The sequence below is a fragment of the Luteimonas sp. WGS1318 genome, from assembly GCF_043187535.1.
GTDB lineage: Bacteria > Pseudomonadota > Gammaproteobacteria > Xanthomonadales > Xanthomonadaceae > Luteimonas.
The window spans coordinates 1,131,084-1,146,021 of sequence record NZ_CP171131.1 but is presented as its reverse complement, the minus strand read 5'-3'; the positions used below and the strand labels follow the sequence as shown (position 1 = coordinate 1,146,021).

Here is a 14,938-nt window from a genome sequence, read left to right as displayed (position 1 = left end):
CGTGCATCGGGTTCGCATGACGGTCCACCCGCGTCGGGCCATGGCGTGAGGACCGCTGCCTCCGGCAGGCTCCGCACACGCGTTGCCGCGTCGATAGGACGCCGGACGGGCGCCACCGCGGGCCGGCGGCCCGCGGCCGTCAGGGATTGCCCTGGCGTCAGCGGCTCCAGGTCATCTCGAACCAGCGCGTCATCGCCTGCCCCGCCTCCAGTCGACAAGGCTCGAGGCTGAAGGCGTCAGGTGGACCCGACTGGGGTTCGATGCAGGTGGCGTGCGCGGTCTCGTCGAAGACCACCCAGTGGCTGCAGTCGGATGTAAGCGCGACGCGCTGTCCGCCACGATGGAGCACGGCACCATCGGCCCCGGTGAAGCAGTCGTCCCAGGGCGGTGGAGGCGGCGGCGCCAGCGGTCGCGTGGCGATGCCCTCCGCATCGCGGGGGTAGACCGCGGCGGGTGCGAATTCGATGCGGTCCGGCTTGCGGAACCAGGGATGCCAGCCGATCACTGCCGGCATGGCGTGGTCTTCGGCCTGCAGGCCCAGGGTCAGCCGCAGGCAACGCGGCATCACGCGGATCGTCTGGCGCGCGATGCCGCCGAACGGCCAGCGCGCGTCGCGCGGCAACTGCAGCGACAGGACGATGCAGTCCGCCGTGTGCAGTTCGACCTGCCACGGCAGCGCGAATCCGACGCCGTGGATTGCATGCGGGCCGAGGTTCGGCGTCAGTTGATGGTCGCGCCCGTCGAACTGGAAGCGCCCGTTCCGCACCCGTCCCGCCCAGGGCAGCATCGGATAACAGCCCCAGGCGATCGTCTGCGGGTGACCGTCGTCGGGACCGATCAGCTGGGCCTCGCCGGCCTGCACGATCTGTGCGATGCGGCCGCCCGCGCCGGGCGCGACACTGACCTGCAGCGCGCCGCATTCGATGTCGAGCCGCGGTCCCGCGGCGAGTGGCGCCAGTGCGCCGTCCCCCGGGTCATCGACCATAGGGATCGATCGTGCGGATCCGCCCGTCCTCGTCGTGATGCAGCTCGGTGACCTTGGACGTGCGCAGATGGGTCACGCCGCCCGAGTGCAGCGCATCGTGGTAGTACAGCCACCAGCGGCCGTCGAACTCGACGATCGAGTGGTGCGTGGTCCAGCCGACGACCGGCTTGAGGATCACGCCCTGATAGGTGAACGGCCCATACGGGGTGTCGCCCACGGCGTAGCACAGCAGATGCGTGTTGCCGGTGGAATACGAGAAGTAGTAGCGCCCGGCGTGCTTGTGCACCCACGGGCCTTCGAAGAAGCGCCGCGTGTCGTCGTCGGCGCGCAGCGGCTGCCCGTGCTCGTCGAGGATCACCACCTCGCGCGTGGGCTCATCGAGTTCGAGCATGTCCGCGCGCAAGCGCCCGACCCGCGCGCCGAGCGCAGGCGCGTCGCCGACGGGCTCCTCATGCGCGGCATCGCGGACGTTGTCACGGTACTTCTGCAGCTGCCCGCCCCAGATCCCGCCGAAGTACAGATAGTGCGTGCCCTCGTCGTCGAGCACTGCCGGATCGATCGAGTACGTGCCCGCCATCGCCTCGGGCTGCGCCGTGAACGGACCTTCGGGACGGTCGCCGACCGCTACGCCGATGCGGAAGATGTCGTCGGCATCCTTGGCCGGGAAATAGAAGTAGTAGCGACCGTCGCGATGCGCAGCATCGGGCGCCCACATCTGGCGCTTCGCCCACGGCACGTCACCCACGTGCAGCGCCAGGCCGCAGTCAACGGCTTCGCCTTCGGGCGAGTCCATGCGCAGCACGTGGTAGTCCTCCATGCCGAAGTGGCCGCCTTCATCGTCGAACGGCGTGCCGGCATCGATGTCGTGCGAGGGATAGATGTACAGCCGCCCGTCGAACACGTGCGCGGACGGATCGGCCGTGTAGATGTGGGTGACCAGCGGCGCCGAGATCGCCTTGCCAGCCAGCGTTTCCAGCTCCGCCGACAGCGCGGCGTCGCCCTGCGCGTCGTCGGCCGGCGCCGGTGCGGAATGCGCGCTCATGCGCCCACCTCCGCCGCGACGCGCCGTTCGGCCAGTTCGCGCTCCAGACGCGTCTCCATGGTCTTGTCGATCCGGTAGAAGAACAGCAGCCCCACCGCCAGCAGGAACGGGATCGAGCAGTACAGGCTGATCGCCAGCCGGATGCCGTCGGTTACCGCGAACGACTGCGCACCCCCGCCGGTCGCGTAGCCGTAGTGCGCGAGGATGCCGGCGACCAGCGCGCCGCCGATGCTCAAGCCCACCTTCAGACCGCACAGCATCGCCGAGAAGATGATCGCGGTCGCACGCCGGTGGTTGGTCCATTCCGAGTAGTCGGCGACGTCGGCGATCATCGCCCACAGCAGCGGAATCGTGATGCCGTAGAAAAAGCCATGCAGGATCTGCGAGCCGAACACCAGCCAGATCGCGTCCGGTGGATACAGATAGAACGCCAGCACGAACAGCGTCGCCACGAACAGCGCGCCGCCGAACACGTCGCGCTTGCCGAAGCGGTCGGCCAGCGGTCGCGACAGGCCGATGCCGAGAATCATGAAGATGATGCCGCCGGCATTGAACAGGCTGAAGGCCGAGGTCGGTGCGTCCTCCGGCCACTGGAAGCCGGCCAGGCCCGCGCCGGTCAGCGTGGCGTTGAGGCCGGCGATGAAGGCATTGAAGCCGGTGCCCTGCAGAAACGCGGCGAGCGCGGCGGCGTCGAGGTAGTACTGGAAGTAGTAGATCGTCATGCCCCCCTTCAGCGCGAGGGTGACGAACACCAGCACCGTCAGCGCCAGCATGATCAGCCACGGACGGTTGCGCGCCAGATCCGTCAGGTCCTGCATCACCCCCGAGGACTGGGTCTGCGCGGGCACGATGCGCTCGCGCGTGGTCAGGAAGGTGATCAGGAAGAACACCGTACCGACGACGGCGAAGATCGTCATCACCTGCTCGAAGCCGCGGACGCGATCGCCGTCACCGAGGATCAGCACCATCGGCAGCAGCAGCACCTGGATCACGAACTGCGCCACCATTACCGCGACGAAGCGATAGGACGACAGGCTGTTGCGCTGGTCCATGTTGCCGGTCAGCACGCCGCTCAGGGCCGCATACGGCAGGTTGTTGGCACCGTAGACCAGCACCAGCAGCGTGTACGTGACCAGGGCGTAGATCACCTTGCCGCGTTCGCCGAGATCCGGCGTGCTGAAGGCCAGCAGTGCCAGCGCGCCGAACGGCACCGCGGTCCACAGGATCCAGGGACGGAACTTGCCCCAGCGTGTGTGCGTGCGGTCGGCCAGCAGGCCGATGATCGGCGTGAACACGAACGCGCCGAGCAGGCCCACGACGAAGATGATCGTGGCTGCCGTTGCGGCCGGCAGTGCGTAGACGTCGGTGTAGAAGAACGCCAGGTACGTGACCAGGGTCTGGAAGATCAGGTTGGCGGCGAGATCGCCCAGGCTGTAGCCGAGCTTTTCGCGGACGGACAGCACTTCGGTGGCGCGGGAGGGAGAGGCGGAATTCATTGCGGCGTGGCACCCGTGGGAATGCCGTGGCCGCAGGCGCGGACACGGTGGAAGGCGCATGGACATCGACGGCCGTCCGGCACCGCATGCACCGCGAAGGTACGGACGGTTCCGGCAGGCTCACGATGCCGGTGGGAAAAGCACGGCCCGCCCCGACGCCGGAGCGCCGGGACAGACCGTGGGGAGACAACGCGGTGGACTGCCTGGATCAGAACGTGCCCCGGATACCGATGCTGTAGGTCCGCCCCGGATCGTAGAGATCGTTGACGGCATTGGCATACCAGAAGTTGGAACGACGCTCCTCGCCGGTGATGTTGAGGATGTTGAAGGTGAGCTGCGGCTGCGACCACACGTTCGACAGCGTGTAGCTGGCCGCCAGATCGAGCTGACCGCGGTCGTCACCGAAGATCTGCGCCTGCGGGATGCCCTGCTGGTTGGGTCCGGTGCCGAAGGCGCCTTCCTGCCAGGTGTAGGACAGCCGCACCGAGGCGACGCTGTTCTCCCAGTACGTGGTGGCATTCCACATCGACGGCGCCACACCGTAGACATTGCCCGCGAGTGCGTTGGCATCACGGCCGACGGTGGAGATGTCGATCTTGGTGTAGTTCGCCATGAAGCCCAGGCCGTCGAGCACGAACCGCAGCGGCTGCACCCAGATCGCTTCCCAGCCGCGGATATTGAGCGCGGCGTCCGCGTTGACCTGCTGGTTGACGTTGACCGTGGCCGTGCCCGGACCGCCGCGGTTGTTGATCGCCTGCTGCTGGGTGTCGGTGAGGTCGTCGAAGGGAATGCCCAGCGACAGGAACGGCCGTGTGGTCACGCCCTGGAAGGTGTAGCCCTCGACCCGCTTGTTGAACAGGGTCAGACCGACGAAGCCTTCGTCGCCCGTGTACCACTCGCCGCCGAGGTCGAAGTTGGTCGACAGATACGGCGTGAGTTCGGGATTGCCCTGCGACGCGACCTGTGCCGACTGGTCGGTGAAGGTCGTCGACGGCAGCATCGAGCTCGGATTGGGCCGCGTCATCGTCCGCGAGCCGGACATGCGCAGCACCACGCGGTCGGCGACGTCCCACGCGGCACTGAAGGACGGCAGCCACTCGCTGTATTCGCCGCTCAGCGTCTGGTACTGGCGCACGCCACCGAAGGTGACCGGACCGGAGATGTCCTGGTCGGTGCTGGCCCAGCGCATGCCGGCGTTGAAGCGCAGGTCGCGGTTCCAGATCTCGGTCGTGCCGTTGAGTTCGATATAGGCCGCGAGCGTGCGCTCGGTGAAGCCGCCGGTCGAGCCACCGGTGTTCGGGCCGCCCGACTCCGGCGCTTCGTCGCGGTAGCGGTAATAGTCGGTGTCGTTCTTGAACCGGTCGCCGTCGACGGTGATGAAGCCCTGCGGGCCGGGCCGCAGGTACGACGCCAGCTCCGCATTGGTGATCAGGGCCGTGCCGGTGCCGGCGCAGGCCGGACGGGGATCGGGCACGGTGCCATCCGGATTCAGGCCACGGCAGACCAGGTTCTCGTACGCGGGGCTGTTGTCGAAGCCGCGGATGGTGCGGGCGTTGCGGTCCCAGGCGACGCCGACGCGCACGTTGCGCGCGTCCTCGCCGAACTGCAGATCGGCGCGGACGCCGCTGGTTTCGGTCACGCGCTTCTCGTTCTGCACGTTGACCCGGCCACCACCGGCCCAGGTCCAGCCGAGGTTGGGATCGTTGAGGTCGAGATCGGTGGTCCAGCTGGGCACGCTGCCGTCGTTGACGTACTGCAGCGTGGTGAACGGCGAGTTGACCAGGATGGTCGGCGACTCGCGGAACATCCAGCTGCGGCTGAGGTTGGCTTCGACGTCGAGCTTGAGATCGTCGGTGAACCAGAACGTCGCGCCCGGCGTGATGTGCCAGTACTGCACGTCCTCGATGTAGGGCCGGTATTCGAGGAAGAACTGCGCATTGGTGAACGTGGCGGCAGTGACGACGTTGTTCGCGTCGACCTGCATGTCCAGCGGAATCAGCTGGCCGTTGCGCCCGATCAGGTTCATGTCGATGCGTTCGTTGGTGCGCTTGGCCTTGGTGTAGAGCGTGTCCATCCACATGTGCAGGCGGTCGTTCGGACGCCATTCGAACGCCGCGAGCACGGCATCACGGTCGCGGTCGCCGGACATGTCCACCGGACGGCCGAGCCGCGGAATCAGCGCTTCGCCGATCTGGTCGGTCGTGAGCCCCGGGTTGTTGGCGACAAGCCAGGCCGCGTCGATCGGCGTGCCCGGCGTGAGGCCGGCGGCGATCGTCGAGGCATTGTTCGGCACGGTGTCGGGAATGCGCCAGCCGTTGCCACCGGTCAGGTTGCAGCGCTGGCCGAGCGTGGGAAAGGTGCCGGCCGCGCCGGGACTGCCGCACTGCGCATTGGTGAGGTTGGGGTTGGTCCAGCCGATGGTCTCGTAGCCTTCGACGCCGATCTTGCCGCGTGTCGAAGTCACGCCGACCAGCGTGCCGAACGTACCTTCCTCATTGGTCCAGCTGAAGATCGACGACGCGCGCGGACTGGTCTTGCCGCTGATGTCGTTGTAGTCCGCCTGCAGCTGATACGAGACATGGGTCCCCGGCCGGTCGAAGGGCCGCACGCTGCGCATGTCGACCACGCCGGCGGCGCCGCCTTCCGGCAGGCTGGCCTGCGGCGACTTGTACACCGTGACCTGGGTGAAGAACTCGGTCGGGAAGATGTTGAGATCGACCTCGCGGTTCTGGTTGGTCGCGTCCAGGCCGATCGATGCGGTGGCGACCGACGCGCCGTTGATCAGCGTCTTGGTGAAGCTGCTGCCGAGCCCGCGAATGGCGATGTTGAGGCCTTCACCGTTGACGTCGCGATTCAACTGGATGCCCGGGATGCGGGTCAGCGACTCGGCGATGTTGGTGTCCGGGAACTTGCCCAGATCCTCGGCGAAGATCGAGTCGGTGAAGCCGGTGGAGTCGCGCTTGGCTTCGGTGGCGAACTGCAGGCTCTGGCGATAGCCGGTGACCGACACCGTGTCCAGCTGCGTCATGGCAGCGGGCTCGGCCGGCGGCGGTGTCGCTGGCGCGGGCTGTGGGGGCGGATTCTGGGCCAGCGCCGAGGCGCTCGCCATACCCAGAAGCGCCAGACTCAACGCGCGTGACAACGTGGTTCGTGTGACATTCACTTGCACCGTACTCCCCTCCCGTTTCTGGTGACGGGCTGCCCGGACGCGAGGTCGCGCCGGCAGCATGATGTGTTGACTCGAGTACCCCGACGCCGCTGGACTTGACGTCCCGAGATGACGTGTTTTTTACGGTAGCGCTATCATTCCGTCGCCGTCACGCTGCGTAGCAGCATGGACCGCGCATCACAGCCGATACGGTTTTTTCGCTGCATTGCAGCGAATCCCGGCCGTTGCGACGCAATCTCCACGGGATTGATGCGCTGCAGAACGTGTTCCCGGATCGCCTGTGTTAGTGATAGCGCTATCACTGATCGGGCGCATATCGCCAGGGGACATCGATGGTGCCGACACCGACGCGCGCATTCGACGCGCTGGCTGTTCTCCGATGAACACGTCTGCCGACCCAGTGCGCGACGCGGCCTCGCCCGCGGCCACGTTCAGCCGCTACCGCTGGGTGATCTGCGCGCTGCTGTTCTTTGCGACCACGATCAACTACGTCGACCGCGCGGTGCTCGGCGTGCTGGCGCCGACGCTGCGCGTCGAGTTCGGCTGGAGCGAGCAGGACTACGGCGTGATCAGCGCCTCATTCACCCTCGCCTACGCGATCGGCTTCCTGTTCGCCGGCTGGTTCATCGATCGCGTGGGCACGCGCGTGGGCTACAGCGTGTATCTCACCTTGTGGTCGTTCGCGGCCGCGGCGCATGCGCTGGCGAAATCGGTCGCCGGCTTCAGCATCGCGCGCTTCGTGCTCGGCCTCGGCGAATCGGGCAATTTCCCCGCTGCGGTGAAGACCGTCGCCGAATGGTTTCCCAAGCGCGAGCGCGCGTTCGCGACCGGCGTCTTCAATGCCGGTTCCAACATCGGCGCGATCGTCGCACCCCTGCTCGTGCCCTGGCTGGCACTCACCTGGGGTTGGCGCACCGCGTTCGTGGTGACCGGGCTCGCGGGCCTGGTGTGGCTCGCGTTCTGGCTGCCTGTGTATCGGCGCCCGGCCGAACACCCCAAGGTGTCGCCGGCGGAACTGGCATTGATCAACAGCGATCCGCCCGACCCGCCGGTGCGTGCCTCATGGCTGCAACTGCTGCGCTTCCGCCAGACCTGGGCGTTCACCGTGGGCAAGTTCCTCAGTGACTCGGTGTGGTGGTTCTACCTGTTCTGGTTTCCGATGTTCATGGCGGACCGCTTCGGCGTGGATCTGCGCACGATCGGACTGCCGATGGTGACCGTGTTCCTGCTGGCGGACGTGGGCTCGGTCGGCGGCGGCTGGTTCAGTTCGCGACTGATGCAGCGCGGCTGGAGCGCGAATGCCGCGCGCAAGACCACGATGCTGATCTGCGCGCTGTGCATCCTGCCCGTGGTGTTCGCGCCGCATGTGGAAGGCCAGTGGGTCGCGGTGTGGCTGATCGGGCTCGCGGCAGCCGCGCATCAAGGCTTCTCCGCCAATCTCTTCACGCTGACCTCGGACATGTTCCCGCGTGCCGTCGTCGCGTCCGTGGTCGGCATCGGCGGCTTCGCCGGTGCGATGGGGGGCTTCTTCATGAACCTCGGTGCCGGCTGGCTGCGCGGCTATACCGGCAGTTACGCCGCGATGTTCTTCATGGCCGGCGGCGCGTATCTCGCCGCGCTGGCGGCGATCCATGTCCTGGCGCCACGTCTCGAACCCGCGCGTCTGGATCTCGCGCCGCCCGCGACATCGTGAGCGCGACGGCATTTCCGCTCCGCACCATCCGCCCGCGAACGCGGCACACCGTTAGCGTTCAACACTGCTCATCGCTCCAGGAGGTATGACCACCATGCATCGCTTCAGAACCGCCCCCCTTGCCGCGCTGATCGCGCTCCCGCTCGTCCTCGCCGCATGCGGCGCGCAGGATGGCCAGTCACCGACGGAAGCCGCCCGAGCCGATGCGGATGCGCGCACGCCGATCGCCGCCGGCCAGGCGAAATTTCTCGGCGGCGCGCACAGTCCGCCGCAGGCCGAAGGCTTCGCGGGTTACTGGAACAAGGTCACGCCGGAGAACGGCGGCAAGTGGGGCGAGGTCGAGGCCGAACGCGACGTCATGAACTGGGACGAGCTCGACGCCGCCTGGCGCGTCGCACAGGACAACGACCTGCCGTTCCAGATGCATGTGATGGTCTGGGGCAATCAGCAGCCGGAGTGGATCGAGACCTTGCCGCCGGAGGAGCAGCGCGCCGAGATCGAGGAGTGGTTCGCGGCCGTGGCCGAACGCTATCCGGGCATCGACATCGTCGAAGTGGTCAACGAGCCGCTCAACGATCCGCCGTCGAAGGACGACGAAGGCGGCGGCAATTACATCGGGGCGCTGGGCGGCGACGGCGAGACGGGCTGGGACTGGATCCTCGAATCCTTCCGCCTCGCGCGCACGCATTTCCCCGATTCCAAGCTGATGCTCAACGAGTACAGCGTGACCAACAGCGAGGATGCGACGTGGCGCTACCTCGAGATCGTGCGCCTGCTGCAGGCCGAGAGCCTGATCGACGTGATCGGCGTGCAGGGCCATGCCTTCTCCACGACCGAGGAAACGGCGATGGATGTGCATCGCGCCAACCTCGATGCACTCGGCGCGACCGGCCTGCCGGTGCACGTGACCGAGTTCGATCTCGACGGTGTCGACGATGCCATGCAGCTGGCCAGCTACCAGCGCGTGTTCCCTGTGTTCTGGGAGCACCCCGCCGTCGAAGGCATGACGCTGTGGGGCTTCCGCCGTGGCCTGTGGCGCGACGAACAGGGCGCCTACCTGATCCGTGAGGACGGCAGCGAGCGTCCTGCGATGGCGTGGCTGCGCAGCTACGTGCGCGGTGAGGTCACGCAGTGATGCCGAGTGTAGGCGCGCGCTCGCGCGCGAATCCGGGTCACCGGAAACGCCTCTTCGCGCGCGAGCGCGCGCCTACAGGCGTGCTGCTCCTTGTGGCCCTGGTCTGCGCCGTACCACTGCACGCACGCGACTGCGCGCAGCCGGCTGCGGTATGCGTACAGGCGGTACCCGACGCGCTCGCCCTGATCGGCGATGGCAGCCCGTTGCCGGTCCTGATCGATGACGCCGATTTCCCCGGCGTCGCGCGTGCCGCCGACGACCTGCGCGCCGATCTCGCCGCCGTCTCGGGCGTGGGGGCCAGCGCCCTGCCCGCGTCCACCGGCACGCCGCCGCTGGCGATCATCGCCGGCACACTCGGTCACAGCCCACGCATCGATCGCATCGTGCGCGAGCACGCGCTCGACACCAGCGGCGTCGCCGGCCAGTGGGAAGGCTATTCGCTGCAGCTCGTCGACGCGCCCGAGCCGGGTATCGAGCGCGCCCTGGTGATCGTCGGTGCCGACAAGCGCGGCACGATCTTCGGCCTGTACGAACTCTCGCGCCGGATCGGCGTCTCGCCGTGGACCTGGTGGGCCGACGTGGCGCCCGAACACAAGACCGCATTGCACATCGCACCGGGCCGCTTCGTCGATGCGCCGGCGGTGCGCTACCGCGGCATCTTCATCAACGACGAGGATCCGGCGCTCGGCGGCTGGATGGCCGCGACCTACGGCGGGCCGAACCACCAGTTCTACGAACGCGTGTTCCAGCTGATCCTGCGCCACAAGGGCAACTACCTGTGGCCGGCGATGTGGGGCCGCGCGTTCTACGACGACGATCCGCAAAACGCCACCCTCGCCGACGAGATGGGCGTCGTCATCGGCACCAGCCACCACGAGCCGATGATGCGTGCGCACGTCGAATGGTCACGGCATGGCGAGGGCGCGTGGGACTACACCCGCAATCGCGAACGGCTGCAGGCGTTCTGGCGCGACGGCATCCGCCGCATGGGCACGAACGAGAATGTCGTGACCCTGGGCATGCGCGGCGACGGCGACGAACCGATGAGCGACGCCACCGCGACGACGCTGCTCGAGACCATCGTCGCCGACCAGCGCCGCATCCTCGCCGAGGTCACCAGCCGGCCGGTCGAGGCCACCCCGCAAGTGTGGGCGCTGTACAAGGAAGTGCAGGACTATTTCGACGCCGGCATGCAGGTCCCCGACGACGTGACCCTGCTGTTCGCCGACGACAACTGGGGCAACATCCGTCGCCTGCCCGCGCCCGGCTCGACCCGCGCCGGCGGCTACGGCGTCTACTACCACTTCGACTACGTCGGCGGGCCGCGCAACTACAAGTGGATCAACACCACCCAGATCGAGCGCGCCTGGGAGCAGATGCGGCTTGCACACGCGCACGGTGCCGACCGCCTGTGGGTGGTCAACGTCGGCGACATCAAGCCGATGGAATTTCCGATCAGCTTCTTCCTCGACTACGCCTGGGCACCCGATGCATATCCGGTCGAGGCGGTGTCCGCCTATCCGCAGGCCTTCGCCGCCGAGCAATTCGGCGATGCCCATGCGGCGGAGATCGGCGAGATCCTGACCCGCTACACCCAGTACAACGCGCGGCGCAAACCCGAGCTGCAGTCGCCGGAGACCTGGAGCCTGGTGAACTTCGGTGAAGCCGATCGGGTCCTGGCGGACTGGGATGCACTGGTCGAAGGCACGCAGCGCATCGGCACCGCGCTGGGCGCTGCGCATCGTGATGCGTATTACCAGCTCGTGGAATATCCGGTGCTGGCCAGTGCGAACCTCGCGCACCTCTATGTCGCCGTCGCCCGCAACCGGCTCTACGCCGCACAGGGACGCGCCTCGGCGAACGCCTGGGCCGACGAGGCCGAACGCCGCTTCGCCCGCGATGCCGAACTCGCGCGCGTCTACGAGCAGGACATCGCCGGCGGCAAGTGGATCCACATGATGTCGCAACCGCGCATCGGCTATACCCACTGGCAACAGCCCGAGCGGAACGTGATGCCCGCGCTGTCGCGGGTGGACGTGCGCGAGCGCGGCACGATGGGCGTCGCGGTTGACGGCGATGTGCGCGGCTGGCCGGTGCCGACCCTGCCGGCGCAACTTCCGCTGATGGATCCACATGGCGCGCCATCACGCGAGGTCGTCGTGTTCAATCGTGGACGCGCGACGTTCACGTTCACTGGAACGTCCTTGCAGCCCTGGCTGCGTGTGACCCCGGCGTCCGGCGAGGTCGAGGGCGAGATGCCGCTGCGTATCGATGTCGACTGGGACGCCGTACCGGCGGGTGAGCACGTCGGTCAGATCGACCTGCTCGGCAGCGACCGCACCGAAGTGCGCATTGTCGTGCCGGTATCGAAACCCGCCTCGGCGGTCACCGGCTTCGTCGAGAGCGAAGGCGTCATCGCAATCGAGGCCGCGCACCGCGCGCGTGCGGTCACGCCGGAGGGCTTGGGCTGGGAGACGATCCCGCATCTCGGACGCACGCTGTCGGCGGTGACCTCGGTGCCCGTCACCGCGGCCTCGACGCCAGCGGACGCCTCGGGCGCATGGCTCGAATACCCGGTGCACCTGGCGAGCGCCGGCGAAGTCGAGGTCCGCGTCGTGCTGTCGCCGACGCTCGATTACCAGCATCGCGGCGGCCTGCGCTACGCCGTCTCCTTCGGCGACGCCGCGCCGCAGGAGGTCACGATGCATCTCGACCCGACACCCGGCCATCCGCAGTTCCAGGCCTGGGAGCGCGCCGTCAGCGACAGCGTGCACGTGGCGACCTCGCGGCACCGGGTCGAAGCCGGCGCACAGACGTTGAAGCTGTGGCGGATCGATGCGGGTGTCGTGGTGCAGAGGATCGAGATCGTGCGGGATGGGGTGCGGGCGAGTTATCTCGGGCCGCCGGAGAGTGCGCGGCGGTGATTCGGCCTGTTGCGCCTTTGTTTGGGTTGCGCGCCGTGACAGCAGGCTCGCCGGTCGCGGCGACCGCTTCGTCTGCGGTCCGCTTTGTGGCAGTTGCGTTGGCACCGGCTCGGGCCTTGGCTGCTGCTTCGGCAGCTGCTCCGGCTTTTGCTTCGGCTCCTGCTCTGGCTCCGGCTCTGGCTCCGGCTCCGGCTTCGGCTTCGGCTTTTGCGTTGGCTCTTGCTGTGTCGAGCCGTAAAGCGAGCCGAGCACCGGAGTCTGGCGCGGCCGCAGAGGCGCCCATGTTTGAGCGAAGCGAGTTTGGGCGCCGTGCCGCGTCAGGCGAGGAGCGCAGGGGACCGATGCGGCTCCATCGCATCGGCGAGTGTCCGGCGAAGGGACTTTTTGGTTCCTTTTTGGTCCCTCAAAAAGGGACTCGCACGCGCAAGCGGGCGAAAGCCCTGCACTTGATGTGCTTCGTTTCTTCTACCGCCGGCGCCCGATTCCCAATGCGTCGCGAAGAACAGAGCTTCCGCGCTGTACGCGCGGCTTACTTTTGTCTTGTCAAAAGTAAGCAAAACCGCCGTCGCCGGACGCGATCCGATGCGATGAAGCCGCATCGGTCCCCTGCGCTTCTCGGTCCACGAGGCACGCAGCCCAAACTCGCTGCGCTCAGACATGGGCTGCTCTTCGGCCTCGCGGCCCTGCGATGCTCGGCTCGCTTTACGGCTCGAACAGATCAAGATCAAGATCAAGATCAACAGCACCAGCACCAACAACAGCAACAGCAACAGCAACAGCACCAGCGACAACGACAGCGACAGCGTGCGCGGCGAAGGCGAGGGGTTGTGCGGACTCCTGCGCCATCGGCGAACCGACTCTCACTCATGCAGGCCGGAATCCCACGCCGCCGGCCCGAAACTCACAAATTCGCGCGATCGCGTCGTATCCGGCAAGCGGATGCAGCAATGAACCCACGTCACGTCTTCCAGCACGCGCCACTCCATTCCACCCGAGCCTCGTCATGACGCACGCCCCCCTCACCCTGCACCCCGACCGCCTGTTCCCGTCGGACCCGACACAGCGCGACATCGCGCGTCGCCTGCATGCCGAAGTCACCGGACTGCCGATCGTCAGCCCGCACGGTCACACCGACCCGGCCTGGTTCGCGACCAATGCGCCATTCGCCAACGCGACCGAACTGCTGCTGGTGCCGGACCACTACGTGTTCCGCATGCTCTACAGCCAGGGCGTGGACCTGGATGCGCTGGGCATTCCACGCGCCGACGGCTCGCGCGCCGAGGTCGATCCGCGCGCGGCCTGGCGTGTGTTCGCCGAGCGCTGGACGCTGTTCCGCGGCACGCCGTCGTCGATGTGGCTCGATCACGTGTTCCACGATGTCTTCGGCCTGCGCCAGCGACTCTCGGCATCCACCGCCGATGATTACTACGACACGATCACCACTGCGCTGCAGACGCCGGCGTTCCGACCACGCGCTTTATTCGAGCGTTTCAACATCGAAGTCATCGCGACTACCGAGTCGCCGCTCGATCCGCTGACCCACCACGCGACGATCCGCGAAAGCGGCTGGTCGGGCCGGGTGCTGACGGCCTATCGCCCGGACCCGGTCATCGATCCGGAGCACGAGCAGTTTCCCGATGCGCTGCGCCAGTTCGGCGAGATCACCGGCGAAGACGTCTACGCGTGGACCGGCTACCTCCGCGCGCATCGCCAGCGCCGCGCGTTCTTCGCCGCGCATGGCGCCACGTCGACCGACCACGGCCATCCGAGCTGCGCGACCGCGGACCTGTCCGAGGCCGAGGCGCGCCGCCTGTTCGACACCGTCGTACGCGGCGCGGCGACACCGGCCGAGGCCGAGTTGTTCCGCGCGCAGATGCTGACCGAGATGGCGAAGATGAGTCTCGACGACGGCCTGGTCATGCAGATTCATCCCGGCTGCTTCCGCAACCACAACCGCGACCTGTTCGCCCGCTACGGCCGCGACAAGGGCGCCGACATCCCGCTGCGCACCGACTACGTGCAGGCGCTCAAGCCGCTGCTCGATCGCGTCGGCAACGCGCCCGGCTTCACCCTGATCGTGTTCACGCTCGACGAGAGCACCTATGCGCGCGAGCTCGCGCCGCTGGCCGGCCACTACCCCTGCTTGTTCCTCGGCCCGGCCTGGTGGTTCCACGACGCGCCGGAGGGCATGTGGCGCTTCCGCGAGCAGACACTCGCCAGCGCCGGCTTCTACAACACCGTCGGCTTCAACGACGACACCCGCGCGTTCCTGTCGATCCCGGCGCGGCACGACGTGGCCCGCCGGGTGGACTGCGCGTTCCTGTCCAGGCTGGTCGCCGAGCACCGCATCGACGAGGACGAGGCGACCGAGGTCGCGATCGATCTCGCCTACCGGCTGCCGAAGCGGGCCTATCGACTCTAGGGCGGCGTTGAGATGGATGTTGACGCGACGACATGCTCCCCGACGACGCAGCCACAGTGCGACGTCGGAACC

Annotated in this window: 9 protein-coding genes; 4 read left to right on the top strand and 5 right to left on the bottom strand. The window is 67.5% G+C overall.

Features of this window, described 5'->3' with window-relative positions; genetic code table 11:
* Window positions 1-157: 157 nt before the first annotated feature.
* From ACF3M1_RS05170 to ACF3M1_RS05155, 4 genes are all read right to left on the bottom strand, one after another.
* Entirely contained in the window at window positions 158-985 is an 828-nt protein-coding gene (locus ACF3M1_RS05170) for an aldose epimerase (RefSeq protein WP_394004534.1), read from the bottom strand.
* Window positions 975-2,027 (bottom strand): glycoside hydrolase family 43 protein, encoded by a 1,053-nt coding sequence (locus ACF3M1_RS05165; protein WP_394004532.1) that lies wholly within the window; start codon window positions 2,025-2,027, stop codon window positions 975-977. The genes ACF3M1_RS05170 and ACF3M1_RS05165 overlap by 11 nt, the downstream gene beginning before the upstream one ends.
* Window positions 2,024-3,523, bottom strand: coding sequence for an MFS transporter (locus tag ACF3M1_RS05160; protein ID WP_394004530.1), 1,500 nt, complete (start codon window positions 3,521-3,523; stop codon window positions 2,024-2,026). The genes ACF3M1_RS05165 and ACF3M1_RS05160 overlap by 4 nt, the downstream gene beginning before the upstream one ends.
* Before the next feature lie 208 nt (window positions 3,524-3,731).
* Window positions 3,732-6,692, bottom strand: a complete 2,961-nt coding sequence (locus ACF3M1_RS05155; RefSeq protein WP_394004528.1) for a TonB-dependent receptor — start codon at window positions 6,690-6,692, stop codon at window positions 3,732-3,734.
* A gap of 379 nt (window positions 6,693-7,071) precedes the next feature.
* Here ACF3M1_RS05155 and ACF3M1_RS05150 point away from each other — a divergent pair, with 379 nt between their 5' ends.
* From ACF3M1_RS05150 to ACF3M1_RS05140, 3 genes are all read left to right on the top strand, one after another.
* Complete coding sequence (locus tag ACF3M1_RS05150) at window positions 7,072-8,385, top strand: MFS transporter (RefSeq protein WP_394004526.1); 1,314 nt, start codon at window positions 7,072-7,074, stop codon at window positions 8,383-8,385.
* 94 nt (window positions 8,386-8,479) lie between these two features.
* Window positions 8,480-9,520 (top strand): endo-1,4-beta-xylanase, encoded by a 1,041-nt coding sequence (locus ACF3M1_RS05145; protein WP_394004524.1) that lies wholly within the window; start codon window positions 8,480-8,482, stop codon window positions 9,518-9,520.
* A gap of 80 nt (window positions 9,521-9,600) precedes the next feature.
* Window positions 9,601-12,444, top strand: coding sequence for a glycosyl hydrolase 115 family protein (locus tag ACF3M1_RS05140; protein WP_394004522.1), 2,844 nt, complete (start codon window positions 9,601-9,603; stop codon window positions 12,442-12,444).
* A 317-nt stretch (window positions 12,445-12,761) separates the two neighbouring features.
* On the opposite strand, the gene ACF3M1_RS05135 is transcribed toward ACF3M1_RS05140, so the two are convergent.
* Window positions 12,762-13,235, bottom strand: coding sequence for a hypothetical protein (locus ACF3M1_RS05135; protein WP_394004520.1), 474 nt, complete (start codon window positions 13,233-13,235; stop codon window positions 12,762-12,764).
* Window positions 13,236-13,447: 212 nt separating this feature from the next.
* On the opposite strand from ACF3M1_RS05135, the gene uxaC reads away from it, so the two are divergent.
* A complete protein-coding gene (gene uxaC, locus ACF3M1_RS05130; protein ID WP_394004518.1) occupies window positions 13,448-14,866 on the top strand; it encodes a glucuronate isomerase in 1,419 nt (472 codons plus the stop codon).
* Window positions 14,867-14,938 lie beyond the last annotated feature (72 nt).

Bases quoted from the DNA above. Each gene is read 5' to 3' on its own strand.
- ACF3M1_RS05150 (WP_394004526.1), top strand. From the start codon at position 7,072: ATGAACACGTCTGCCGACCCAGTGCGCGACGCGGCCTCGCCCGCGGCC.
- ACF3M1_RS05170 (WP_394004534.1), bottom strand. From the start codon at position 985: ATGGTCGATGACCCGGGGGACGGCGCACTGGCGCCACTCGCCGCGGGA.
- ACF3M1_RS05145 (WP_394004524.1), top strand. From the start codon at position 8,480: ATGCATCGCTTCAGAACCGCCCCCCTTGCCGCGCTGATCGCGCTCCCG.
- ACF3M1_RS05165 (WP_394004532.1), bottom strand. From the start codon at position 2,027: ATGAGCGCGCATTCCGCACCGGCGCCGGCCGACGACGCGCAGGGCGAC.
- uxaC (WP_394004518.1), top strand. From the start codon at position 13,448: ATGACGCACGCCCCCCTCACCCTGCACCCCGACCGCCTGTTCCCGTCG.
- ACF3M1_RS05160 (WP_394004530.1), bottom strand. From the start codon at position 3,523: ATGAATTCCGCCTCTCCCTCCCGCGCCACCGAAGTGCTGTCCGTCCGC.